At 70.1% G+C, this 23053-nt stretch carries 23 protein-coding genes; 12 read left to right on the top strand and 11 right to left on the bottom strand.

Annotation, left to right across the window (positions count from 1 at the left end; genetic code table 11):
- Window positions 1-184 precede the first annotated feature (184 nt).
- A complete protein-coding gene (locus tag ACFWPQ_RS14140; protein ID WP_384033100.1) occupies window positions 185-1162 on the top strand; it encodes a CorA family divalent cation transporter in 978 nt (325 codons plus the stop codon).
- On the opposite strand, the gene fumC is transcribed toward ACFWPQ_RS14140, so the two are convergent.
- The 3 genes from fumC to ACFWPQ_RS14125 all read right to left on the bottom strand — a co-directional run bounded on the left by fumC (window position 1159) and on the right by ACFWPQ_RS14125 (window position 5273).
- Window positions 1159-2649 (bottom strand): class II fumarate hydratase, encoded by a 1491-nt coding sequence (gene fumC, locus ACFWPQ_RS14135; RefSeq protein ID WP_384033097.1) that lies wholly within the window; start codon window positions 2647-2649, stop codon window positions 1159-1161. The genes ACFWPQ_RS14140 and fumC overlap by 4 nt on opposite strands.
- Window positions 2646-4319: an NAD-dependent malic enzyme gene (locus ACFWPQ_RS14130; RefSeq protein WP_384033094.1), complete on the bottom strand. Its 1674-nt coding sequence runs from the start codon at window positions 4317-4319 to the stop codon at window positions 2646-2648. Before ACFWPQ_RS14130 ends, fumC begins: the two co-directional genes overlap by 4 nt.
- Before the next feature lie 357 nt (window positions 4320-4676).
- Entirely contained in the window at window positions 4677-5273 is a 597-nt protein-coding gene (locus ACFWPQ_RS14125) for a TetR/AcrR family transcriptional regulator (protein WP_384033091.1), read from the bottom strand.
- A 200-nt stretch (window positions 5274-5473) separates the two neighbouring features.
- Here ACFWPQ_RS14125 and ACFWPQ_RS14120 point away from each other — a divergent pair, with 200 nt between their 5' ends.
- Window positions 5474-6238 (top strand): SDR family NAD(P)-dependent oxidoreductase, encoded by a 765-nt coding sequence (locus ACFWPQ_RS14120; RefSeq protein WP_384033088.1) that lies wholly within the window; start codon window positions 5474-5476, stop codon window positions 6236-6238.
- A gap of 12 nt (window positions 6239-6250) precedes the next feature.
- Here ACFWPQ_RS14120 and ACFWPQ_RS14115 read toward each other — a convergent pair whose 3' ends face one another.
- The 4 genes from ACFWPQ_RS14115 to ACFWPQ_RS14100 all read right to left on the bottom strand — a co-directional run bounded on the left by ACFWPQ_RS14115 (window position 6251) and on the right by ACFWPQ_RS14100 (window position 10007).
- Entirely contained in the window at window positions 6251-7264 is a 1014-nt protein-coding gene (locus tag ACFWPQ_RS14115; protein ID WP_384033236.1) for an alpha/beta fold hydrolase, read from the bottom strand.
- Window positions 7265-7423: 159 nt separating this feature from the next.
- The gene (locus tag ACFWPQ_RS14110; protein WP_384033086.1) at window positions 7424-8818 is read right to left on the bottom strand and encodes a purine-cytosine permease family protein; all 1395 of its coding nucleotides are present in this window, start codon (window positions 8816-8818) and stop codon (window positions 7424-7426) included.
- Window positions 8819-8979: 161 nt separating this feature from the next.
- Window positions 8980-9231, bottom strand: coding sequence for a chaplin (locus ACFWPQ_RS14105; RefSeq protein WP_384033083.1), 252 nt, complete (start codon window positions 9229-9231; stop codon window positions 8980-8982).
- A gap of 125 nt (window positions 9232-9356) precedes the next feature.
- Window positions 9357-10007, bottom strand: coding sequence for an FMN-dependent NADH-azoreductase (locus ACFWPQ_RS14100; protein WP_384033080.1), 651 nt, complete (start codon window positions 10005-10007; stop codon window positions 9357-9359).
- A 127-nt stretch (window positions 10008-10134) separates the two neighbouring features.
- Between ACFWPQ_RS14100 and ACFWPQ_RS14095 the strand changes: the two genes are divergently transcribed.
- Entirely contained in the window at window positions 10135-10485 is a 351-nt protein-coding gene (locus ACFWPQ_RS14095; protein ID WP_384033077.1) for a winged helix-turn-helix transcriptional regulator, read from the top strand.
- A 66-nt stretch (window positions 10486-10551) separates the two neighbouring features.
- Here ACFWPQ_RS14095 and ACFWPQ_RS14090 read toward each other — a convergent pair whose 3' ends face one another.
- Window positions 10552-11766, bottom strand: coding sequence for an esterase/lipase family protein (locus ACFWPQ_RS14090; RefSeq protein WP_384033074.1), 1215 nt, complete (start codon window positions 11764-11766; stop codon window positions 10552-10554).
- A gap of 243 nt (window positions 11767-12009) precedes the next feature.
- Here ACFWPQ_RS14090 and ACFWPQ_RS14085 point away from each other — a divergent pair, with 243 nt between their 5' ends.
- Entirely contained in the window at window positions 12010-13710 is a 1701-nt protein-coding gene (locus ACFWPQ_RS14085; protein ID WP_384033071.1) for a protein kinase, read from the top strand.
- 481 nt (window positions 13711-14191) lie between these two features.
- Here ACFWPQ_RS14085 and ACFWPQ_RS14080 read toward each other — a convergent pair whose 3' ends face one another.
- Entirely contained in the window at window positions 14192-14875 is a 684-nt protein-coding gene (locus ACFWPQ_RS14080) for a DUF6082 family protein (protein WP_384033068.1), read from the bottom strand.
- A gap of 442 nt (window positions 14876-15317) precedes the next feature.
- A complete protein-coding gene (locus tag ACFWPQ_RS14075; protein ID WP_383720820.1) occupies window positions 15318-15584 on the bottom strand; it encodes a PLD nuclease N-terminal domain-containing protein in 267 nt (88 codons plus the stop codon).
- Between the two features lie 88 nt (window positions 15585-15672).
- On the opposite strand from ACFWPQ_RS14075, the gene ACFWPQ_RS14070 reads away from it, so the two are divergent.
- Window positions 15673-16203: a DUF3515 family protein gene (locus ACFWPQ_RS14070; protein WP_384033233.1), complete on the top strand. Its 531-nt coding sequence runs from the start codon at window positions 15673-15675 to the stop codon at window positions 16201-16203.
- Window positions 16204-16220: 17 nt separating this feature from the next.
- On the opposite strand, the gene ACFWPQ_RS14065 is transcribed toward ACFWPQ_RS14070, so the two are convergent.
- Window positions 16221-16772, bottom strand: a complete 552-nt coding sequence (locus ACFWPQ_RS14065) for a TlpA family protein disulfide reductase (protein WP_384033065.1) — start codon at window positions 16770-16772, stop codon at window positions 16221-16223.
- 63 nt (window positions 16773-16835) lie between these two features.
- On the opposite strand from ACFWPQ_RS14065, the gene ACFWPQ_RS14060 reads away from it, so the two are divergent.
- The 7 genes from ACFWPQ_RS14060 to ACFWPQ_RS14030 all read left to right on the top strand — a co-directional run bounded on the left by ACFWPQ_RS14060 (window position 16836) and on the right by ACFWPQ_RS14030 (window position 23023).
- Window positions 16836-18293, top strand: a complete 1458-nt coding sequence (locus ACFWPQ_RS14060; protein ID WP_384033062.1) for a menaquinone biosynthesis decarboxylase — start codon at window positions 16836-16838, stop codon at window positions 18291-18293.
- Window positions 18290-19192 (top strand): menaquinone biosynthesis prenyltransferase MqnP, encoded by a 903-nt coding sequence (gene mqnP, locus ACFWPQ_RS14055; protein WP_384033059.1) that lies wholly within the window; start codon window positions 18290-18292, stop codon window positions 19190-19192. The genes ACFWPQ_RS14060 and mqnP overlap by 4 nt, the downstream gene beginning before the upstream one ends.
- 46 nt (window positions 19193-19238) lie before the next feature.
- Complete coding sequence (locus tag ACFWPQ_RS14050; protein WP_384033056.1) at window positions 19239-19811, top strand: Uma2 family endonuclease; 573 nt, start codon at window positions 19239-19241, stop codon at window positions 19809-19811.
- Window positions 19812-19842: 31 nt separating this feature from the next.
- Window positions 19843-20511 carry a UbiX family flavin prenyltransferase gene (locus ACFWPQ_RS14045; RefSeq protein WP_384033053.1) on the top strand — a complete coding sequence of 223 codons (669 nt, stop codon included), beginning with the start codon at window positions 19843-19845 and terminating at the stop codon, window positions 20509-20511.
- 60 nt (window positions 20512-20571) lie between these two features.
- A complete protein-coding gene (locus tag ACFWPQ_RS14040) occupies window positions 20572-21027 on the top strand; it encodes an Lrp/AsnC family transcriptional regulator (RefSeq protein ID WP_089099612.1) in 456 nt (151 codons plus the stop codon).
- An 84-nt stretch (window positions 21028-21111) separates the two neighbouring features.
- Complete coding sequence (mqnE, locus tag ACFWPQ_RS14035; protein WP_384033049.1) at window positions 21112-22275, top strand: aminofutalosine synthase MqnE; 1164 nt, start codon at window positions 21112-21114, stop codon at window positions 22273-22275.
- Window positions 22276-22498: 223 nt separating this feature from the next.
- Window positions 22499-23023, top strand: coding sequence for a GNAT family N-acetyltransferase (locus ACFWPQ_RS14030; RefSeq protein WP_384033046.1), 525 nt, complete (start codon window positions 22499-22501; stop codon window positions 23021-23023).
- Window positions 23024-23053 lie beyond the last annotated feature (30 nt).

Below are 23053 nucleotides of genomic sequence, written 5' to 3'. Positions count from 1 at the left end.
GGGAGACAGAACAGCGGGGGACACCTCAGCATCCGCCGCGGGGCGCCGCGGCCCCGGGCACCATGCCGTACCGGCCCGCCGCCTCGCCCGGACGGCCCGCACCTGGTCGGCGGCGGCAGCACGGCGCGCACCCCGGGCTCCACGCAGGCTGGGAGCGTGGGCGACGGGATCAGCGGTGAGGGCGATGATCGTAACGATGGTGTCGGTGCCGGACGGGGGCCTGACGCGGGTCTCCGTGCAGGAGGCGCGCCGGCGGCTCGCCACGGATCCGTTCCTGCTCCTCGGCGTCGAACTGCCCGAGGAGGAGGGACCGGCACAGGAGCCGGTGGTCCGGCAGCTCGGGCTGGACGACGAGGACCTGGAGTGGTTCGCCCGGCCGGACGGATCCCCGCGGGCCGAGTTCCTGGGCGAGACCGCCGGGTTCGTCGTGCCGGTGGTCCGTGGCGGCCAGGTCCACCATGTGCACGCCCTGGGCTCCGAACGCTTCCTGGTGGTCGTCCACTGGGGCCGTAGGGCCGGCCTGGCGGGGGACATCGCGGCACTGGTGCGGCGGGAGCGGCCGCGGGACGCGGTGGCCGCGCTGTTCCTGCTGCTCCAGGAGGCGCTCTCGACGTTCCGCCGGGCCGCGGTGGAGGCGCTGCTCCAGGTGGAGGAGCTGGAGGACGAGATGTTCGAGGAGCGGCGCCCCGAGCAGGTCTACCGGCTGTCCCAGCAGCGCCGCCACTCCGCCGTCCTGCACCACGCGCTGCTGCCCTACCTCCAGGGGGTCGACGAGGTGATCACCCGCAGGATGATGAGCCCCGACTTCCCGGTGGAGCGGCAGCGGCTCGCCCAGGAGTTCCAGCGGGCGGCGCGCCTGGTCCTCGCGGACATCGAGTCCCTCCAGGACGCCACCCGCCGGGCCTTCGCCAGCTACGGCTCGCTGGTCGCGGGCGAACAGAACGGGGTGATCAACCGGCTGGCGATCGTCTCGGTGATCTTCCTGCCGCTGTCGTTCCTGACCGGGTTCTTCGGCATGAACTTCGAGTTCCTGACGAACCGGCTGGAGACCCGGGACGAGTTCTGGCTGCTCGCCGTGGGGCTCCAGCTGGTCGCCGTGGTCGGCTCGCTCTTCCTGCTGCACCGCAGCCGGATCTGGCGCAGACTCCGGGACGACGACTAGGACGACTGGCCGACCATGGCGGCGGGCCGGACGATGCGGTCGAAGTCCTCCGCGCTGATGTACCCGGAGGCCAGGGCTGCCGTGCGCAGGGTGGTGTCCTCGTTGTCGGCCTTGTGGGCGATCGCGGAGGCCTTGTCGTAGCCGATCACCGGCGAGAGGGCCGTGACCAGCATGAGGGACCGGTCGACGTAGCTGTCGATCTGGTCCCGGTTGAGCCGGATGCCCTCGATGCAGTATTCGCGCAACTTGGTGCAGGCGTCGGCGAGGATGGTGGCCGCGTGCAGGAAGTTGTTGATGATGACCGGGCGCATGGCGTTGAGCTCGAAGTTTCCCTGGGTGCCGGCGAATCCGATGGCCTGGTCCTCGGACAGCACCTGGATGCAGACCATGACCATGGCCTCGCACTGGGTCGGGTTGACCTTGCCCGGCATGATGGAGGAGCCCGGCTCGTTCGCGGGGAGGACGAGTTCGTCGAGGCCGCAGCGGGGTCCGGAGGCCAGCCAGCGGATGTCGTTGGCGATCTTCATCAGCGGGACGGCCAGCGCCCTCAGCCCGGCAGAGGCGCCGACCATGGCGTCCAGGCCGCCCTGGGCGGCGAACTTGTTCCGCGCGGTGGTGAACGGGTAGCCGGTCGCTTCGGCGATGTCGGCTGCGACCTGCTCACCGAAGCCGGGCGGGGCGTTGAGCCCCGTGCCCACCGCGGTGCCCCCCATCGCCAGTTCGAGCAGCCCCTCGGCCGACCTGGTGGCCCTGTCGACGGCCTGCTGCAACTGGTGGGCATAGCCGGACCATTCCTGCCCCACGGTGAGCGGGACGGCGTCCTCCAGATGGGTGCGGCCGATCTTCACCACGTCGTGCCACTGCCGCGCCTTGGTCTCGATGGCCTGCTGCAGCGCCCGCACGCAGGGCAGCAGGTGCTCGTGGATCTCCTTGACCGCGGCGATGTGCATGGCGGTGGGGAAGGTGTCGTTGGAGGACTGCCCCATGTTGACGTGGTCGTTCGGGTGAACCGGGTCCTTGCTGCCCAGCTCCCCGCCGGCCAGCTGGATCGCGCGGTTGCTGATCACCTCGTTGGTGTTCATGTTGGACTGGGTGCCGGACCCCGTCTGCCACACGTACAGCGGGAAGTGGTCGTCCAGTTCGCCCGCTATGACTTCGCCGGCCACCCGCTGGATCAGTTCGGCCTTCCAGGAAGCGAGCCGGCCCGCCCGCCCGTTGACGGCGGCAGCCGCCCTCTTGACGTAGCCGTAGGCGTGGTAGACGGCCTTGGGCATCCGGTCGTCCCCGATGGAGAAGTGGATGAGGGAGCGTTGTGTCTGGGCGCCCCAGTAGCGGTCCGCGGGGACGTCGACGGCTCCCATGGAGTCGGTCTCCCGCCGGGTGCCGGTCGCGTGCAGGCCGACGGGGATGTCGAGGATCTTCGGGGCGTCGCCCCGACCGGCAGGCCAGGGTCCGTCGGCGTCGGGCGGTGGGGTGTGGGTGTTCATGCCGCGGCTCCGTCCGTGTAGACCGGCTGCCACATGGCGTCCCGGACGGCCTGTGCGGTGTCGACCGGCTTGGAGGAGGCCACGCCGTCGTCGAGCGCCGCCTTGACCACCGCGGTCGCGGTGATCGCGGACGACTCCCTGAGGTCGTCCACGGGCGGCAGCAGGGAGGCGCCCGGCCCCGACGGGTCGACCTGGTCCGCCACGGCCTGCGCGGCCGCCAGCAGCATGCCGGCGGTCACCTGGGAAGCGCCGGAGACGATCGTGCCCAGGCCCAGCCCCGGGTAGAGGAGCGCGTTGTTGGCCTGCCCGATCCGGTAGGTGACGCCGTCGTACTCCACCGGCGGGACGGGGATGCCGGTCGCGACCAGCGCCTTCCCCCTGGACCAGGCGATGACGTCGGCGGGCATGGCCTCGATCCGGGAGGTGGGGTTGGAGATCGGGAAGATGACCGGCCGCTCGGTGCCCTCGGACATGGCCTCGACGATCTCGCGGGTGAACGCGCCGTGCGCGGTGGACGTGCCCAGCAGGATCGTCGGCCTGACCCGGCGAACCGTCTCCAGCAGGGAGATCGCGCTGTCCTCCCGCGCCCAGTCCGCGGCCTCGGCGGGATCGCGTGCGTAGGTCTGCTGGAAGTCGCGCAGGCCCGCCATGTCCCCGGTGAGCAGCCCCTGCTTGTCGACGAGCCATACCTGTGCGACGGCCTGCTCCGGAGCGGCGCCGTCGCGGATCATGGCATCGCGCAGCTGGTCGGCGATGCCCACCCCGGCGGTTCCGGCACCGAAGACGACCAGCCTCTGGTCCCGCATCCGCACGCCACTGACCTTGACGGCGGACAGGGCGGCGGCCAGCGTGATGGCTCCGGTGCCCTGCATGTCGTCGTTGAAGATCCGGTAGCGACCGCCGTACCGCTCCAGGATCCGCCGTGCGTTGCTGGGCCCGAAGTCCTCGAAGTGCAGCAGCGCGTCGGGGAAGGCGGACGACGCCGTCTCCAGGTACTTCTCGATGAACGCGTCGTAGTCGGCACCGCGGACGCGCGGGTGCCGGTTGCCCAGGTACAGCGGGTCCTCCTGCAGCGCTGTGCGGTCCGTGCCGACGTCGAGCGAGACCGGAACCACCCGGCGCGGGTCGATGCCCGCGGCCGCCGTGTACACCGCGAGCTTCCCGACCGAGATCTGGATCCCTCCCACGCCCCAGTCGCCGATGCCCAGGATCTCCTCCGCGTCGGTGCACACGATCAGGTCGACGTCCTCGGGCCCCAGTTCGAGCGTGGCGAACGCCTTCTCCATGTCGTCGGGGCGGTCGACGGACAGGAAGATGCCGCGCGGGCGCCGGTACTCGAGTGAGTACTTCTCGATCGCCTCGCCCACGGTGGGGTCGTAGACGATCGGCAGCAACTCGGCGAGGTGGTCGGTGAGGACCTTGAAGTACAGGGTTTCGTTGCGGTCGTGCAGCTGCTCCAGATACACGTTCTTGGCGAGGTCGCTGCTCTGCACCTGCATCTGCTGATAGGCACGCCGGGCCTGCCGGTCGAGCGTGAGCACTCCCGAAGGCAGGCGGCCGGTGAGGCCGAGGGCATCCCGTTCCTCAGGGGTGAAGGCCACGCCGCGATTGCGCAACGGGTCCACGAGGACGCTCGGGGTGGCCGGGGTCCGCGCACGGCTCTCGGACATGGGACTCTCCCTCTGTGCGAATGCCGGGCAGGCGGTGACCGGGGTGACTGCGCGGACCGGCGCGGCGAAGACCGCTGAGGGTGCCGCCTCGACCGGAGCCCGTGAAGGCCGGACCGGCCCCGGGTGCCCGGCGGAGTATGGAGGTGTGAGGCCGGCTGCCGGGGTGGGTGCCGCCTCGCCGGAGCAGCGTCCGGCGGGTCGGCCACGCACGCCGCGGTGAGCGCCTCATCGGTGCCACGGTACGAATTCAGGCTAACGACGGGGCGAGGGGCGGCGCGACTCCACTCGTCGACACGCCGTATCCGATCTCGGGAGCGGCGGGCGACCCCCCTCGCCGCCGGAGGCCGCGTGCTCGCGTCAGTTCGGCACGATGCCGTGCAGGAGCAGGTCGATCAGCCTGGTGGCCAGGGCGCGCTGCTCCTCGCTGGCGGCGATGAGGCTGATCCCGCCCAGGGCCATCAGCACGTCCTGGGCCGCGACCCCCGGCCGTGCCACCGACTGTCCCTCCGCCGCGGTCAGGAGGTGGGCGATGGCGTCGGCGAGCAGGGCCCGGGTATGCAGCTTCTCACTGTCGTCGGTCAGCACCACGGCCAGCGCCTCGGCCATGCCGTGCTTGGCCGCCATGAAGTCGATGAAGCGCTCCATCCACGTCCGCAGTGCCTCCGTCGGCGGCAGTACGGCTGTCAGGCCCGGTGCCGCCTCGCACAGGCGTTGCACCTCCTCTCGGTAGATCGCCTCGATGAGGAGTTCCTTGGACGGGAACCGGCGGTAGAGGGTGCCTACGCCTACGCCGGCCGCCCGGGCGATGTCCTTGACCGAGGCATCCGCTCCCTGCCGGGCGAAGGCGGCCGCAGCCGCCTCCAGCAGACGGTCCTCGTTGCGCTGGGCGTCCGCGCGCAGCGGCCTGCGGGGCCGCTCCGTGTGCCGCTCCGTGTCCCCCTCGTGGCCGGTCACCGCCGACCCCCTTCCCGTCACTCTTGTTACCGTCACTCTTGCAAACCGGAACTGGTTCCGCTTACTCTCGGAACGTGAACCGGAACCGGTTCCGGATATGAGGGTACGGCGGCCCGTGTGCTTGCGCCACCGGCCTGGATCCGATCCGGTCCGAACGATCCCGCATCTGAACCACCCCGATCCGAACCAAGGAGACAGTCATGTCCGCACGTCTGCAGAACACCGTTGCCCTCGTGACCGGCGCCAGCAGCGGCATCGGCCAGGCGACCGCCCTGAGCCTCGCCGCCGAGGGTGCCGCCGTCGCGGTCGTCGCCCGGCGCCGCGGCCGGCTGGAGGAACTGGCCGGAAAGATCCGCGCCGAGGGCGGAGCGGCGCTCGTGGTTGCGGCCGACATCACGGAACGGGAAGAGGCGACGGCCGCCGTGGAGCGTGTCGTGGCCGAACTCGGCCGCCTGGACGTCCTGGTCAACAACGCCGGCGTGGGAATGGCCGGACCGGTCCTCGATGCACCCGCGCAGGAATGGGAGCGCATGCTGGCGGTGAACATGCAGGGACTCCTGAACGTCACCCACGCGGCGCTGCCGCATCTGCTGCGCGCGGCGGAGGACTCGCCCCGCCGGGTCGCCGACCTGGTCAACATCAGCTCCACCGCCGGGCGGGTGGCCCGGCCGGGCACGGCGGTCTACAGCATGACGAAGTTCGGCGTGAACGCGTTCACCGAGGCCCTGCGCCAGGAGGTCATGCGGCAGCGACTGCGCGTGAGCGTGATCGAACCGGGGACGGTGGACACCGAGTTCGTCACCCACTCGCGGGACGACATCAGGGCGTCGCTGGACCAGCAGCTGGCCGGGATGGAGATGCTGCGCCCCGAGGACATCGCGGACACGGTCTCGTTCGTGGTCACGCGCGACCGCCGGGTCTCCGTCAACGAGATCCTCGTCCGCGCTTCCGAGCAGACCTGGTAGGTCCCGGCCCGGTCAGAACCCGTTGACTGCCACGACAGCCTCGGCAAAGCCCCTCGGGTCCTCCTGCGGAACGTTGTGTCCCACGTCCAGGGTCCGGTGCTCATATGCGCCTCCGAACCTGTCGCGATAGGCCGATCCGTTTCCCGGAGGCGTGAACGGGTCGTGCTTTCCGTCGATGGTGATCGTCGGCACTTTGATGACCGGTGCTGCGGCGAGGCGCTTTTCGAGATCGTCATACCGGGGCTCACCTTTTGCGAGACCAAGCCGCCAGCGGTAATTGTCGATCACGATACCGACGTAATCCGCGTTGTCGAAAGCCGCTGCCGTGCGATCGAATGTCGCGTTGTCGAAACGCCATGTCGGAGAGTTGAACTTCCAGACCAGTTCGGCCAGATCGCGTCGGTACCTGTCGAGGCCGCGCACGCCTCTTTCGGTGGCGAAGTAGTACTGATACCACCATGCCCATTCGCTCTTCGGAGGCGACGGCATTTTGTTGGCCTCGACGTTCGCTATCAGATATCCGGTCACGGAGACCAGCCCTTTACAGCGTTCCGGCCAGAGCGCCGCTATGATGTCGCCCGTCCGAGATCCCCAGTCGTATCCGGCGAGAATGGGTCTCTCTGTCCTGAGGGCGTCCATCAGGGCGACGATGTCGACGGCGAACGCCGACTGCTGGGCGTTCCTGGGTGTTCTGGCCGAGAGGAACCGCGTGCTGCCGTGGCCGCGCAGATAGGGGACGACCACCCGGTATCCCTTCGCTGCGAGCAGTGGCGTGACCGCTTCGTAGCTGTGGATGTCGTAGGGCCAGCCGTGCATGAGGATGACCGGCTGGCCGTTCGCCGGTCCGGCTTCGACGTACCCCACGTTCAGTTCACCGGCGTTGACCTGCTTCACCGGACCGAACGATGGCGGGGCCGGGGAACCGGCCGTGCTGTGAGCTCCCGCCCGGGTACGTCCCCTGATGCCGAACCGGCCCGCCACGGCTGCTGTGGCGGCGGCACCGAGGAACTGACGACGGTTGTGCATGGACCCGTGCGTTTCCATCGGTGAATCTCCCTGTTTCGAGGTGGCACCGGCAGAACACGGATGGGGCTGCGCAGAGGCGCGCCGGCGCCTCTGCTTGCCATGCAACACCCGTCGGTGGACCCTCGCAACATTGGTCGGGCGCCCCCCTCGCCCCGTTGTCTAAGCGGTCCGGGAGCGCCGTCGCAGCGCCGCGTACAGCAGCGCGCTCACCGCGAAGCCGACGACCGGCGTGATGTCGCCGAAGGCGGGGTGGTGCTTCGGCACCCAGCCCACGTAGTCCTCCTGGTTGGAGAAGAGCGGGACGGAGACCGCGACGCCGATCAGGAGGGCGGCGAGGCCGGGCCAGTTGGTGAAGGAGCGGTCGGCCAGGCGGGCGGAGAGTTCCTCGTCCGTCGCCGTACGGCCCTGGAGCCACCGCTCCACCAGGACGACCCCCAGCCAGGGCGCCACCCAGTAGGCGATGACGAGCAGGAACGCCTCGTAGGCCGCGCCCGCGTCGTCCAGCGAGGCCCAGGCGGCCGCCGTGCCGACGATGCCCGACACCACGACCAGGGCGCTGCGGCTCAGCCAGGTGGGGAGCTTCAGGCCGAAGGAGGCGATGGAGATCGCGCCGGAGTACACGTTGAGGGCGTTCGCCGAGACGCCGCCGAGCATGATGGCGAGCAGGACGAGGTCACCGAGCCAGCCGGGGAGGTGGCCGGTGAAGGCGGCCGTCGGGGTGGCGTCCTTCGGGGCGATGATGGTCGCCGAGGCCGCGCCGATGACGGCGACGATCGAGACCGACACGAACAGGCCGACGGCCGGCCACAGGACGGTCTTCGCCTTGTTCGCGGTGCGCGGCAGGTAGCGGGAGTAGTCGGTGGCGTACGGGTTCCAGCCGGCCGCGTAGCCCCAGGCCGCGCTGAACGCGAGCAGGAAGCCGCCGATGCCGCCGCCCGAGCCGCCCCCGCCGAGGTCCGCGTCCTTGAAGGTCCACACCCCGGCCAGCAGGAAGACCACCGCGAGCGCCGGGAACGCGTACTTCTCGAAGGTGTGCACGAAGTTGTGGCCGATGAAGCCGATGAGGATCTCGGCGACCACGACGAGGAGAAGGGAGGGCAGGGGGCGCAGGCCGGTCAGTGTGTTCAGGGCGAAGGCCGCGCTCACGCTGTTCACGGCGAACCAGCCGACGCCCGCGAGCAGGCCGTTGGCGGCGGAGGGCAGGATGTTGCCGAGGAAGCCGAAGGAGAAGCGGCCGATCACCATCTGCGGGACGCCGAACCGCGGCCCGTCCAGGGACAGCACGCCCTGGGTGACCGCGCCGAGCGCGGTGCCCAGCAGGATCGCGGCGGTCGCCGTCCAGAAGTCCAGGCCGAAGAAGAGGACCGCGATCACGCCGATGTAGACGGTCGCGAACTCGATGTTGGGAGAGGCCCAGGTCCACAGCAACTGGAGCGGGCTGCCGTGGCGTTCGGCGTCGGGAATCGGTTCCGAGCCCGCCGCCTCCACGGCGATGACCCGGTCGCCGTACTCGGGCGCGATGCTGGTGGTGGAACCGGCGGGAGCAGTCGTCATACGAGGTAAGTGTCGGGATCGCTCCCGGTGCGGCCCAGGGGCGCACTGTCCGCTTCGGGCGGCTCACCGGCGTACAACCTGCACGCAGTCGGGGAGTTCCGGAGGCTCGGAGGCCTCCGGAAGTTCCCTCGAACAGGCGGGTCAGGAGCTGACGGGGTCCGTCAGCGGTTGATGCAGACGTTGCCGCCGGTCGCGTTGAACAGGGCGATGAGGTTGATGCTGTTGCCGCACACGTTGATCGGGATGTTGATCGGTACCTGGACGACGTTGCCCGACAGTACGCCGGGGCTGCCGATCGCGGCGGCGTGGGCGGTGGCGCCGCCACCGTGGCCGTCGGCGTAGGCGGCGGTGGTGCCGGTGAGGACGAGGGTGGCGGCGATGGCGCCGGTGGCGGCGAGAGCACGGATGCGCATGAAAGCCTCCTGATAGGGGGTGCGAACCCGTCCATAACAACCGTCCGCCACCGGGCCCGCATCCGCTGCTGGGCCGATCGGCGCAATCGGCCCCCGGAACGGGGGCCGGAGGCCGGTGGGTGCAGTTACGCGGCGAGGCGGTCCGCCAGCTCCTTCGCCTTGCTGGCCGCGTCCTGGAGGGCGCGGTCGCGGGAGGCCTCGTAGAGCGGCACGAGCTCGGCCATCGCCGGGTTCTGCGGGGCCATGGTCAGCTCCGGCACGATGAAGTCGACCTCCAGGCCGAGGCCTTCGCCGAGCAGCGCGGTCAGGTAGTTCTGGACGTACTCGAACGGCTCCCGCGGGGTGCCCGGCGCGTACGAGCCGCCGCGGCTGGCCACCACGGTGACCGGGGTGCCCTTGGCGGAGGGGTTCTCGCCCATCGTGCGGTTGAACAGGACCACGTTGTCCAGCCACGCCTTCAGCGTCGACGGGATCGTGAAGTTGTACATCGGGGCGCCTATGAGCACCGCGTCCGCCTGCTCCAACTCCTCGATCAGCCGCACCCGGGCCGCGAAGGCGTCGGCCTGCTCGGGGGTGTGCGCGGCGGGGTCGGCGAAGGCGGCGGTGTGGGCGGCCGCGTTGAGGTGCGGCACCGGGTCCGCCGCCAGGTCGCGGTAGATCACGGTGCCGTCGGGGTGCTGTGCCAGCCAGGCCGTGCGGAAGGCGTCGGTGACGGCACGGGACGAGGAGGCCCCGCCGGGGAGGAGGGACGAGTCGATGTGGAGAAGGGTGGCCATGAGATGTCTCCGGATACACGGGCCCAGGGCAGGGCCGAGGGGGCTGAGAATTCGTACTCAGCTATAGATAACACAGGTGCTTACTTTTTTTCAGCCCCCACCCGTGGTGGGGCGGTACCCTGATCCCATGGCGGTGGAGCAGGCTCATGACCCGGAGGCGTGCGCAGGTGTGGACGCCGGCATCACGCGCGTCTTCCAAGTGCTCGGCAAGCGCTGGAACGGCCCGATCCTGTCCGTCCTGATGGACCAGCCCACGCACTTCGCCAACCTGCGCCGGGCCATCCCCGGCATCAGCGAGCGCATGCTCTCCGACCGGCTCACCGAACTCGGTGCCGCGGGGCTCCTGGTGCGCGAGGTCGACGAGGGGCCGCCGCTGCGGGTCGCGTACCGCCTGACGGCCGCGGGGGCCGCGCTGGAACCGTCGCTGAAGACGCTCGGGGAGTGGGCGAGGGACCACCTTCCCGACGCGCCCTGCTGAGCGCCGCGTTCGGACGGGGCGCCGACGGGGCTTCGGCGGCGACGGGGCTTCAGTGGCGACGGGGCTTCAGTCGGGAAGCCGGTCCAGGACCCAGCTGCCGAGTTCCCCGGTCATCAGGGCGTGTGCGTCGTTGCCCGAGGAGAGCAGGAAGTCGTCGGCGTCCGAGTCCTCCGGCGGGAGGTTGCCGATGTCGGCGTACAGGTCGTCCTGCTGGTCCAGGTCGCGGATGGAGACCGCGCTGACGGACGGGACGAAGCACACGCTCCGGTGCGCGATGTCGGTGTTCTCGCCGGCCGCCGCGAGCGCGTCGGCGAGGAGACCGAAGGACTCGAGGGTGCCGCCCGGCGCGCCGTCGAGTTCGGGGAAGCCGCTCGTGGTGATCGGGTGCGGCCCGCCGAGCACGCCGTCCACCACGGCCACCTCCGCCTTCTCGCCCTGCGCCTGGGCGAGGAAGCGGGCGCCGTCGAAGAGCGGCCCGGTGCAGCTGAGCGTCTTCGCCCCGGCGCGGACGCCGTTGCCGGTCCCGTCGCCGCGGCCGCTGGACACGGCGAGCACGCGGGGGATGCGGGGCCAGTCGCCGACGTCGTTCAGCCGCCGCCTGAACTCGGTCCGCAGCGGGCTCTCCGCGGGGGTGCCGTCGATGCCGTCGAGGTGGCGCCAGAGGAGCTGCCGGGCGGCGGGACTGCTGATCTGCCGGAGGTAGGTGTCGTCGTACGGGGCGAGGTGGTGGGCGAACGCCTGGAGGCCGATCGGCAGCCAGGCGCCCCGGTGCGGGCTGTCGAACGAGAGGTAGACGCCGGTCCGGTGATCGAGGCGCTGCGTCTCCATCAGGGCCAGCGCGTACCGGGCGACGAGGCCGCCCGTGCCGAACCCGCCGACCAGGAGCCGGGCGCCGCCCAGCTGTTCGGCGACGGTCCGCGTGATCGCGGCGGTCATGGTCCGGGCGTTCCGCAGGATCGACGCGCTGCGCTCGGCGAACCCGACGAGGATCAACGTGCGTCCGCGGCGCCGCAGTTCGCTGACGAACGGGAACGGGCCGTTCTCCATGCCGTTCCAGAGCCGGTCGAAGTCGGTCGGCCCGAGGTCGAACCCGTCGGCCAGCACGACCGGCCGGACCATGCCCTTGGGGCCCGCCCCGTAGTACACCCGGGCCCTGCCGCCGGGCAGCTCCCACTCCTCGTCGGCCGGGGGCGCCGGTGCGGCCGCCCGTCCGCCCACCGGGGTCACGAGTCCGAACGACCCGGCGGCCCGCCTCGCCTTCTCGACCTTGCTGTCGGCCACAGAGATCCCCTTCCACGCTGCCGGCAACGGTTCCGGGAAGATCCTTCGCGCGCGAACCAGGCATCACGCACTTACGCCATGTTTTCACCAATGCGTGTTAAATGGTGCGATTTGTAGCCGGGTGGGGTCCTGAAGGGCAGACCGGAGGGCAACTTGCCGTACAGGGGCGGGAATTGGTCATTCGCCGCGCGTCCCGGTCCTATGCTGACCGCGTCTTGGGGAGCACGTGGCACGGGAGGGATCGTGGCAGCTCTGGAGCCGGGCGATCCGCGCTCCGTCGGGGAGTACCAGCTGCTGAGGCGGCTCGGCGCGGGCGGGATGGGCCGGGTGTACCTCGGGCGCTCGCCGGGCGGCCGGGCCGTCGCCGTGAAGGTCGTCCACGCCGAACTGGTCGCGGGCCAGCCGGAGTTCCGGTCCCGTTTCCGCCGCGAGGTGGAGGCCGCGGGCAAGGTCAGCGGCGCGTTCACGGCGCCCGTCGTGGACGCCGATCCGGACGCCCCGCTGCCGTGGCTGGTCACCAGCTACATCGCCGGGCCCTCCTTGCAGGAGGCGGTGGCCGAACAGGGGCCGCTGCCCGCCGCGAGCGTGCTCGCACTCGCCGCGGGGCTGGCCGAGGCGCTCACCTCCATCCACGCGGCGCAGCTGGTGCACCGGGATCTCAAGCCGTCGAACGTGCTGCTCGCCGAGGACGGGCCGCGGGTCATCGACTTCGGCATCGCCCGCAGCGTCGAGTCGGCCACCATCACGCGGGCCGGGCTCATGGTCGGCTCGCCCGGGTTCATGTCGCCGGAGCAGGTCGCGGGCGGCGAAGTGACCGGCGCGAGCGACGTGTTCGCGCTCGGCGCGGTCCTCACCTACGCGGCCACCGGCGGCAACCCCTTCGGCGACGGGCCGACCCCCGCCCTGCTCTACCGGGTGGTGCACGACGAACCCGACATCGGCGCCGTCACCGATCCGGACCTCGCCGCCCTCATCGCCCACTGCCTGGCGAAGGACCCGGCCGACCGGCCCACCCCGCGCGAGATCCTGGCCCGGATCGCCCCCGCCGCCGACACCACCGCCCTCCTCGCCCGACCGGCGGCGGACCCCCGGGCCGGCCTCGCGGACCCGGCCCCCGCACCCGCCGCCACCCGCCCGGTCACCCGGCTCGACCCGGCACCGCCGCCCCCGTCGGCGTCGCCCGTCCCGCCGGACGGCGTGCGCCGCCGCGCGCTGCTCGTCTCCGGGGGAGTCCTCGCGGTCGCCGCGCTCGGGGCCGTACCGGTCGCACACGTCCTCAGCCGGGCCGGGAACGGGAGCTCCGCGCGGCGCTCCACCGGCACGGGCGCCGTCTCCGTGCCCTCTCCGCTCGCCGCCTGGCCGCTGGACGAGACCTCCGGGACGGTCGCCGCCGACGACACCGGCCGCTACGACGGCACCGCGACCGCGGTCGGCTGGGGCCGGGGCCAGGACGGGACCGCCCTGTTCGACGGCGGATCCAGCCAGATCGTGACCCGGGGGCAGGTGCTCCGCACCGGCAGGGGCCGCGGCTTCACCGTCTCGGCATGGGTGTGCCTGAGCGGCCGGCCGGCGTCCTTCGCCACCGCCGTCGCCCAGGACGCGGGCGACGCGAGCGGCTTCTACCTCCAGTACTCGCCCGCCGAGAACCGCTGGGCCTTCGCCCGCCCCGGCCTGCGCGCCCTGTCGTACAGCGTCCCCGAACCCGGGACCTGGACCCACCTGGTCGGCGTCTACGAGGGCCTGCGCAACCAGCTCGTCCTGTACGTCGGCGGCACCCAGGAGGCCGGCATCAACGACACCGGCCCCGTCGCGGCCCCCGGCCCCCTCACCATCGGCCGCGCCACCGGCCCCACCGGCCCCACCGACTGGTTCCCCGGCTCGATCAAGCAGGTCCAGGTGTTCCAACGGGCTTTGACGGCGGCGCAGGTCAAGGCGCTGCTGTAGCGGCCCTGTTCGAATCGAATGCCGTCAATCGGAGCAGTCGTTCTCACACTGGAGTGGCAACACGGAGAAATTCCGGCAATTGCACTCGGTCGATCGTCGGTAAGTCGACTTGAGTATCATCGCGAACCGCCTCGGCGGAGGGCTCTGGAGTCCGCCTTGACAGTCGGCTGTCAGTGCTTGTAGAGAAATACCCTCGAACGAACCTGGAATGGGTACATACATGCGAATCACAAGGCGGCTGGATATTCAGGGGCATAGCTGTCTCGGAGACCAGAACTGTCCAGCGGTGTTCTCGACATCGACGGGTGACGTTGCCTTCATCGGGCGGACGGCATCGCCCGAGACGCGGGAATCGTTGCCCGCTGGTTCGGGCGTGGGCGACGGGGAGGAACTCGTCATCGTCCCGCGTGAGATTCTCATCAGCGCCGGGTGGAATCCGCCCGGCGCGTGACCTTGGTGGCGTGGCCGTGCGGGCGATCCCTTATCGAGCCACGCCCTGATCATCCACTTGATGCGTATACGCGAGTTCCGCCAGGTCGTAGAACTTGCGCATGGTTCCCCCGTGTAAGGCCGTACGGGTCCGGGCCGGTCGCGTCGCATCCCAGAAGTTCCGCACTATTTCGTTGCTGAAGGCATGGTAGAGCGACTGCTCCACTTCGTCGTCGGTGAAATATCCGAGCTCGTAACACATGCAGTGGTGGGATATTATGAGGTTGCAGTAGAGATACTGCTTCCTGAGTTCGTCCGAGTCCGCCATGCCGTAGATCGGCCAGCATTTCATTAGTGCGGGATCGCTGATGGCCATTTCCAGAAGCTTCACATGGCGTGCGCGCACCGCCGCCTCCGCCGAGCGCTGTACCGTCTTGTGCTGGCCCTGGGTGCTCTCGCGCTGGAGGCACAGCTCGGCCGTCTGCGCCTCCAGCACTTCCCGGTGCATGCGCGCCTCGTCGTTCTGGTGCCGGAATGTGCGCGCTATGTAGATGAGGACCACGACGGAAGTGGCGGCAGCGGCGGCACCGTACGCCTGGCCGGCATTGCTGGTGGCCGGGGACTGGATGGCGGGGAGACTCGTGAGCAGCATGGTGAGTCCGGCCGAGCCGGCGCATGCGGCCAGCGTGGTGATTCCGAGTATGCATGCTTCTCGCATATGGCTCGACATGGCCATGGTGTCCTCCACTGCACCGAAGCGTCCCCCGACGCTTCCCGGAAGGGATTTTCCCTGGCCCCTATGACGAAAACTTTTGATGTGAAGCACGCGAAGGGCGCACTGGGGAGCATGTCGTGCCCGGATGATCGGAGAGGGCGCGATGACCTCTGCGTGACTCCTCGGCAGGCATCAGCAATGCCATCCAAACCACGAGTGTCTGTTCGTCGATGACAGCCGGCTCGCCAGTGGAGTCCTTTGTCCGGGAGGCTGATCAGCCGTACTCCGCGTGACCTCTTGGTGGCTGACGGCCGTGCACCGGTGCGCCTTCCGTGCGCCGTTGCGCAAACACCGAGGATGCTCTCGCACATTCGGAACCGGAAACTTCAGTTCCCGTCGCCGCCGATATCAGAACACGAGCCTATTCAACGGCACGTGCGGACGTTCTGACAATCCCGCCCGATCAGTCGGTGCGCGGGTCCTCCGGCTTGAGGGACTTCAGGAACTCCGGGTTGTCGTCCGGTGCGACCCAGTGCTCGCGCGGCTGCCGGGTCCTGCCCGCGATCAGCCAGGCCACCGGGCCGACCAGGACCTCGCCGAAGAGCAGGATGACGAACACCCACGCCAGCTTCGGCAGGGCGCGGACCTCGTCCTCGGGGGTGTTCAGGCAGTCCACGAAGGCGTAGATCCACAGCGCGAGGACCAGCAAGTAGGGCAGATACCTGAGCATGGCGGCCAGACTAGCGGGTGACCGGGGCCGCGGATCGGTACCCGGGCATCATGGTTCTCCTCATGAGGGGAGGGGACCGGCGGTGGCCATGATCATGGGTGCCCGGCCTCGCGGGAAGCGGGTGCCGGGGAGCGGGCGGTCCCGCAGGAGCAGGGCGGCCGTCGGGCTGGCCGTGTTCGGGCTGCTGGCCGGTGCCGGACTGGTCGCCGGTGAGCTGGACTCGCCGGTGTTCGGGCTGGCGCAGGGGCCGTTCGCGAAGGACCCGGGGTGCGGGCGGCTCGCGGACCGGTATCCCGAGCGGCTCGGGGGCACCGTCCGGGACCGGGTGTCGTACGCGGGGCTCGCGGTCTGGGGGCACGGAACGGTGGAGCTGCGCTGCGGTGTGAACCCGCCGGCGCCGACCACGGACGCGTGCGTCAGCGTGGACGGCGTCGACTGGGTGTGGCGGAAGACGGCCGCCGACGGCCGCAGGAAGCTCGTCACCTACGGCCGCAGCCCCGCCGTGGAGGTCTCCGTCGCCGGTTCGGTGACCGGCATCGACGCGGTGCTGGTGGACCTCAGCCACCTGGTGGCGCCGATCAGGGGCGGCGCCAAGTGCCTGGACGCCACGGGGAGCTGAGCCGGAGCGGGGCCGCGCTACTCCGCCAGCAGCGGCCGGGTGATGCTGCGGACGTCGGCCTCCGTCAGCTGACTCAGATACTTCGCGGCGATCTTCCCGTCCCGGTCGATGAAGAGGGTGTACGGCAGCGCCTGCGGCCGGTACCCCTTCGGCAGCCGGACCAGCTTGCGGCTGCCGGGGTCGTGCAGGCTCGGGTACACCAGGGCGTGCTCCTCCTGGAACGCGCGCCCGCTGTCCCGCCGGGCGTCCGTGTCCACCCCGAGCACCTGGACCCCCTCGGCCGCCAACTCCTGTTGCGCCTTGGACAGTTCGGGCGCCTCGGCGCGGCAGGGCCCGCACCAGGACGCCCAGACGTTCAGCACGACGACCTTGCCCCGGTACCCGGCGAGGCTGACCGCCCTGCCGTCGAGGCTGCTGCCGGTCAGGTCGGGTGCCGCCTTGCGGTCGGCGACCGGCACCCGGGTCAGCGGGGAGACGGGTGCGGCACCCGCCTCCCGCGCCGGCGCACACGCGGCCAGTGGAAGGGCGACGAGCAGGGCGAGCAGCGGTAACCGGCGATGACGTGTCACGGCCGACGAGTATGCAGGGGGCGGTGACCGGGCCCGGACCCCGGGTGGCCGATACTGGGACACATGGCTTACGACGATCTTCGCTCCCTGCTCCGGGCACTGGAGCGCGAGGGAGACCTCAAGCGTGTCAAGGCCGAGGTCGACCCGTATCTGGAGGTCGGGGAGATCGTCGACCGGGTGCAGAAGGCCGGCGGACCGGCGCTGCTCTTCGAGAACGTGAAGGGGTCGAGCATGCCCCTCGCGATGAACGTGTTCGGCACCGACCGGCGGCTCCTGAAGGCCCTGGACCTGAAGTCGTACGGCGAGATCTCCGAGAAGATCGGCGGGCTGCTCCGCCCCGAGCTGCCGCACGGGTTCGTCGGCGTGCGCGAGGCGTTCGGGAAGCTCGGCGCGATGGCGCACGTACCGCCGAAGAAGGTGAAGTCCGGGGACGCCCCGGTCCAGGAGGTCGTCCTGACGGGCGACGACGTCGACCTGGACCGGCTCCCGGCGCTGTTCACCTGGCCGCAGGACGGCGGCTCCTTCTTCAACCTGGGGCTCACCCACACCAAGGACCCCGAGACCGGCATCCGCAACCTCGGCCTGTACCGGCTCCAGCGCCACGACCGGCGCACCATCGGCATGCACTGGCAGATCCACAAGGACAGCCGCAACCACTACCAGGTCGCGGCGCGGAAGGGGGAGCGGCTCCCGGTCGCGATCGCCTTCGGCTGCCCGCCCGCCGTCACCTACGCCTCCACCGCCCCGCTCCCCGGCGACATCGACGAGTACCTCTTCGCCGGGTTCATCGCCGGCAAGCGGATCGAGATGGTCGACTGCAAGACCGTTCCGCTCCAGGTCCCGGCGGGCGCCGAGGTGGTCCTGGAGGGCTGGCTGGAGCCGGGCGAGATGCTCCCCGAGGGCCCCTTCGGCGACCACACCGGCTTCTACACCCCGCAGGAGCCGTTCCCGGCGCTGACCATCGACTGCGTGACGATGCGCAAGCGCCCGCTCCTCCAGTCGATCGTCGTCGGCCGCCCGCCCACGGAGGACGGCCCCCTCGGCCGCGCCACCGAGCGCTTCTTCCTCCCCCTTCTGAAGATCATCGTCCCGGACATCGTGGACTACCACCTCCCCGAGGCCGGCGGCTTCCACAACTGCGCGATCGTCTCGATCGACAAGAAGTACCCGAAGCACGCGCAGAAGGTCATGCACGCGATCTGGGGGGCGCACATGATGTCCCTCACCAAGCTGATCGTGGTCGTCGACTCCGACTGCGACGTCCACGACCTGCACGAGGTCGCCTGGCGGGCCCTCGGCAACACCGACTACGCCCGCGACCTGAGCATCGTCGAAGGCCCGGTCGACCACCTCGACCACGCCTCCTACCAGCAGTTCTGGGGCGGCAAGGCGGGCATCGACGCGACGAAGAAGTGGCCCGAGGAGGGTTACACCAGGGACGGGGGCTGGCCGGACATGGTCCTGTCGGACCCGGATACGGCGGCGAAGGTCGACCGCCGCTGGAAGGAGTACGGCCTGTGAGCTCCGCCTCCGCAGCACTCCCGCAGCCGGGACGCACCAAGGCCTTCCTGCGGCTGGTGATGATCGAGCACTCGGTCTTCGCGCTGCCCTTCGCGTACATCGCGGCGCTGACCGCGATGTTCGAGCTGGACAGGAACATCCACTGGGGGCGGCTGCTCCTCGTCACGATCTGCATGGTCGGCCTGCGTACCTTCGCGATGGCCGTCAACCGGATCATCGACCGCGAGATCGACGCCCGGAACCCGCGCACGGCCCACCGCGAGCTGGTCACCGGCGCGATGAGTGTGAAGCACGCCTGGACGGGCGCGCTGATCGCGGTGGCGGTCTTCCTCGGCTCGGCGGCCCTGCTGAACCCCCTCTGCCTGGCCCTGGCCCCCATCGCCGTGATCCCGATGGTGGTCTACCCCTACGGCAAGCGGTTCACGAACTTCCCCCAGGCCATCCTCGGCCTCGCCCAGGCCATGGGTCCGATCGGCGGCTGGCTGGCCATCACCGGCGAGTGGTCCTGGGACGCGGTGATCCTCGGCCTCGCGGTCGGCATCTGGATCGGCGGCTTCGACCTGATCTACGCCTGCCAGGACGTCGAGACCGACCGCGAGATCGGCGTCATGTCGGTCCCGGCCCGCTTCGGCATCCCGGCCGCGATCTGGGGGGCGCGGGTGTGCCATGCGGTGGTGACCGGCCTGTTCGTCTGGTACGCGGTCGTCACTGACGCCGGCGCGTTCTTCTGGCTGGGCCTGGTCATTGTCGCCGGCGCCTTCGCCTACGAGCACTCCATCGTCCGTCCGCACGACCTCTCCCGCCTCAACCGCGCCTTCTTCAGCGTCAACGGGTTCATCGGGATTGCCCTGTTCGGGTGCGCGCTGCTGGATCTTCTGGTTCGAGGTCTGAGCGTCTGAATACAGTGCGGCCTACCATCGAGGGCAGGACCCCAGGGAGGCCACCGTGACCGTCTCGGACCTTGACCGCCTGCACTCGCAGCTCAGCCGGTTCGAGGATATGTTCCCCGGCTATCACACGGAGATTGTCGAGGGCAACATCGTGATGAGTCCGGTCAAGCCCCACCACGCGGAGACCCTCCGACTGGTGTGGAACGCCCTCCGCGAGCAGGTGGCCGAAGAGTGGGGCTTCACCAGCGATGTCGCCTTCCCGTTCGACGAGGACAACGAGTTCTGCCCCGACCTGGCGATCATTCCGGCCGTGGAGGTGTCGAAGAACGAGGGTGCTTACCCGCCCGATCTCATCGAGCTGGTGGTCGAGGTCGTGTCCAAGGGCAGCATCCGCCGGGACTACGAGGTCAAATCGCGCTGGTACGCCACGCGCGGTATCGCCAACTACCTGATTTTCGACCCCCTCCAGGGACATGTCGTCACGCTCTGGAACCCTGGCCCCGATGGCTATGCGGGCCGGGACACCATTCCGTACGGTCCCGAGCTGATCGTCGCCTCGACCCTCGGCAAGATCACCCTGTCCACCTCCGGTCTTCCCGTCGACCCCAAGGCGCCCCACCGGTCCTGAGCACTTCTCCTCCCACCGGTACGCTCAAGATGTGAACGCAGGAGAAACGCAGCGCGGGCCTTGGATCGTGGGGGTGTCCGGGGCGTCCGGAACGCCGTATGCCGCTGCTGTGCTGCGTGCCCTGCTGGACGCGGGGGAGAGCGTCGACCTGGTGGTCAGCCGGGCCTCGCGGCTCACCCTGCTGGACGAGACCGGGATCTCCTTCCGGGACGCGCACTGGCGGGACGACCTGGGGGAATGGCTGGCACGGGGGGCCGACGGCAAGCCGGGGACCTTCCGGACGGACCTCGCGCGGGTGCGGTACTGGAGCGCCGGGGACCTCGCCGCCGGGCCGTCCTCCGGGTCGTACCCGGCCAAGGGGATGCTGATCGTGCCGGCGTCCACCGCCGCCGTCGCCGGTGTCGCGCTCGGCCTCTCCAAGGACCTGCTCCAGCGGGCGGCCAGTGTGACCCTGAAGGAGCGCCGGCCCCTCGTGGTCGCCGTCCGCGAGACCCCGCTGAACGGCCAGACCCTGCGCCATCTGGTCACCCTGGACGATCTGGGGGCGGTCGTCGTCCCCACCTCACCCGCCTTCTACGCGGGCGCGACCCACATTCAGGACCTGGTCGACTTCGTCGCCGGCCGGGTGCTGGACGCGGCCGGTGTGGGGCACCGGCTCTACCGCCGCTGGGAGGGCGACCTCGGCGGCGCGAACAAGTAGCACCACCCCTGCACCACCTCTCATCCACTTCGGGAACTTTCAGCGGAAGGCTTCGATCGCATGGACGCCGTGGACAGGCAGCTCATCCAGGCCCTGAGGGAGAACGGCCGGGCCTCGTACGCGGAGCTGGGCCGCCTCGTCGGACTGTCGGGACCCAGCGTCACCGACCGCATCAACCGGCTGGAGGCGGCCGGGGTCATCACCGGCTACCGCGCCACCGTCAACGCGGCCTCGCTCGGCCTCGGTGTCATCGCCCTCATCGGCATCTCCCTCTCCGACGCGGCCGACCACGAGGACGTGGCGCAGCGGCTGCGGGACCTGCCGGAGATCGAGGACTGCTGGTTCATCGCCGGCGACGACTCCTTCATGCTCAAGGTGCGCTCGACGGACGTCGACGGCCTGGAGAAGACCATCCGGCGGCTGTCCGGGACGAAGGGCGTCTCCCGGACCCGTACCACGATCGTGCTGTCCACGAAGTGGGAGAACCGGGTCGGGGAACTTCCCGAAGAGGCGTAGGCGCGTTCAGCGCCGTTTGGGGGCACCTCCCGCCCGAAGGGTGGGGGCGTACCGTTGTCGAAGTTGTCGTAGAGAGGTGTGGGCATGGACGTCGGGCTCAAGCGTGAGCTGGAGGAGAAGGTCAGGGCCGGTGAGCGGCTGACCCGCGAGGACGGCATCGCGCTGTACGAGTCGGACGACCTCGCCTGGCTCGGCGGCCTCGCCCACGAGGTGCGGACGCGGAAGAACGGCGACGTCGTCCACTTCAACGTCAACCGTCACCTCAACATGACGAACGTGTGCACCGCGTCCTGCGCGTACTGCTCGTTCCAGCGCAAGCCGGGCGAGAAGGACGCGTACACGATGCGCATCGAGGAGGCGGTGAAGCTCGCCAAGGCGATGGAGGGCGACAACCTCACCGAGCTGCACATCGTCAACGGCCTGCACCCGAACCTGCCGTGGCGGTACTACCCGCGCTCGCTGCGCGAGCTGAAGGCGGCCCTCCCGAACGTCTCGCTGAAGGCCTTCACGGCCACGGAGATCCACCACTTCGAGACGATCAGCGGCCTGTCGGCGTCGGAGATCCTGGACGAGCTGATCGACGCGGGGCTGGAGTCCCTGACCGGCGGCGGTGCGGAGATCTTCGACTGGGAGGTCCGGCAGCACATCGTGGACCACCGCACCCACTGGGAGGACTGGTCCCGGATCCACCGCCTGGCGCACGAGAAGGGTCTGAAGACCCCGTGCACCATGCTGTACGGCCACATCGAGGAGCCGCGGCACCGGGTGGACCACGTCCTGCGCCTGCGCGAACTGCAGGACGAGACGAACGGCTTCCAGGTCTTCATCCCGCTCCGCTACCAGCACGACTTCGTGGACATGAAGGACGGCAAGGTCAGGAACCGGCTCCAGGCCCGGACCCAGATGGCGACCGGCGCGGAGGCCCTGAAGACCTTCGCGGTCTCCCGTCTGCTCTTCGACAACGTCCCGCACGTCAAGGTCTTCTGGGTCATGCACGGGGTGCAGACGGCGCAGCTGGCGCTCCAGCACGGGGCCGACGACATGGACGGCTCGGTGGTCGAGTACAAGATCACTCACGACGCGGACAACTACGGCACGCCGAACAAGCTGACCCGTGAGGACCTGCTGGACCTCATCCGCGACGCGGGCTTCCGCCCGGTGGAACGGAACACCCGCTACGAGATCATCCGCGAGTACGACGGCCCGGACCCGTCCCGCAGGGAGTCCCCGCAGCCGATGCGGGTGTGAGGGGGCCGACGGTGCGTTTTCGGGTGCGGGTGCGTCGTGGCTTGTCGCGCAGTTCCCCGCGCCCCTCAAAGCAACAGAAGGGGCGCTGAGGTGCGCCCCTTCTTTTTTGGGGGCGCGGGGAACTGCGCGATCAGCCCCCACTCACCCGCACCCGAAAACGCACCCCGGTCCGCATGGCGAATAGTCGTCGCACACCCCTCCTTGTAATAGATACCATCCCGCCATGCCCCTTACCTTCACCCTCGACCCCGCCATCACCCCCGCCCTCCGCGACGGCATCCTCGACCTGTGGACGGACGTGTCCGACGCCGGTGGCGCCGTCGGTTTCGTGGCGCCGGTCACGGCGGAGGAGATCCGGCCGGAGCTGGTCCGGCACCTGACCGCCATGGTCGAGGGCCGGCACCGCCTCCTCGTCGGGCACGACGAGGCGGGCGAGGTCGCCGCCACCGCCTTCTTCTCCTTCAACACGCACCGGCTGATGAAGCACTGGGTGTGGCTGTACACGGTGATGGTGCACCCGAGGCACCAGGGCCGGGGCTACGGGCGGGACCTGCTCGCGGCCGCCGCCGACGAGGCCCGCCGCTTCGACGGCATCGACGCGATACGGCTCACCTGCCGCGGCGGCCTCGGCCTGGAGGATTTCTACGGCTCCTGCGGATACAAGGAGGTCGGCCGGGTCCCCGCCGCGATCCGCGTCGCACCCGGCGACGACCGCGACGACATCACCATGCTGCTCCCGCTGACCTGACGGCCCGACCGGACCCCGGTGCAAGATCGG

This window comes from Streptomyces sp. NPDC058464, assembly GCF_042721035.1.
Taxonomy (GTDB): Bacteria; Actinomycetota; Actinomycetes; order Streptomycetales; family Streptomycetaceae; genus Streptomyces.
Note: the sequence above shows the minus strand (reverse complement) of the source record. Positions and strands in the feature narration are given on the sequence as shown.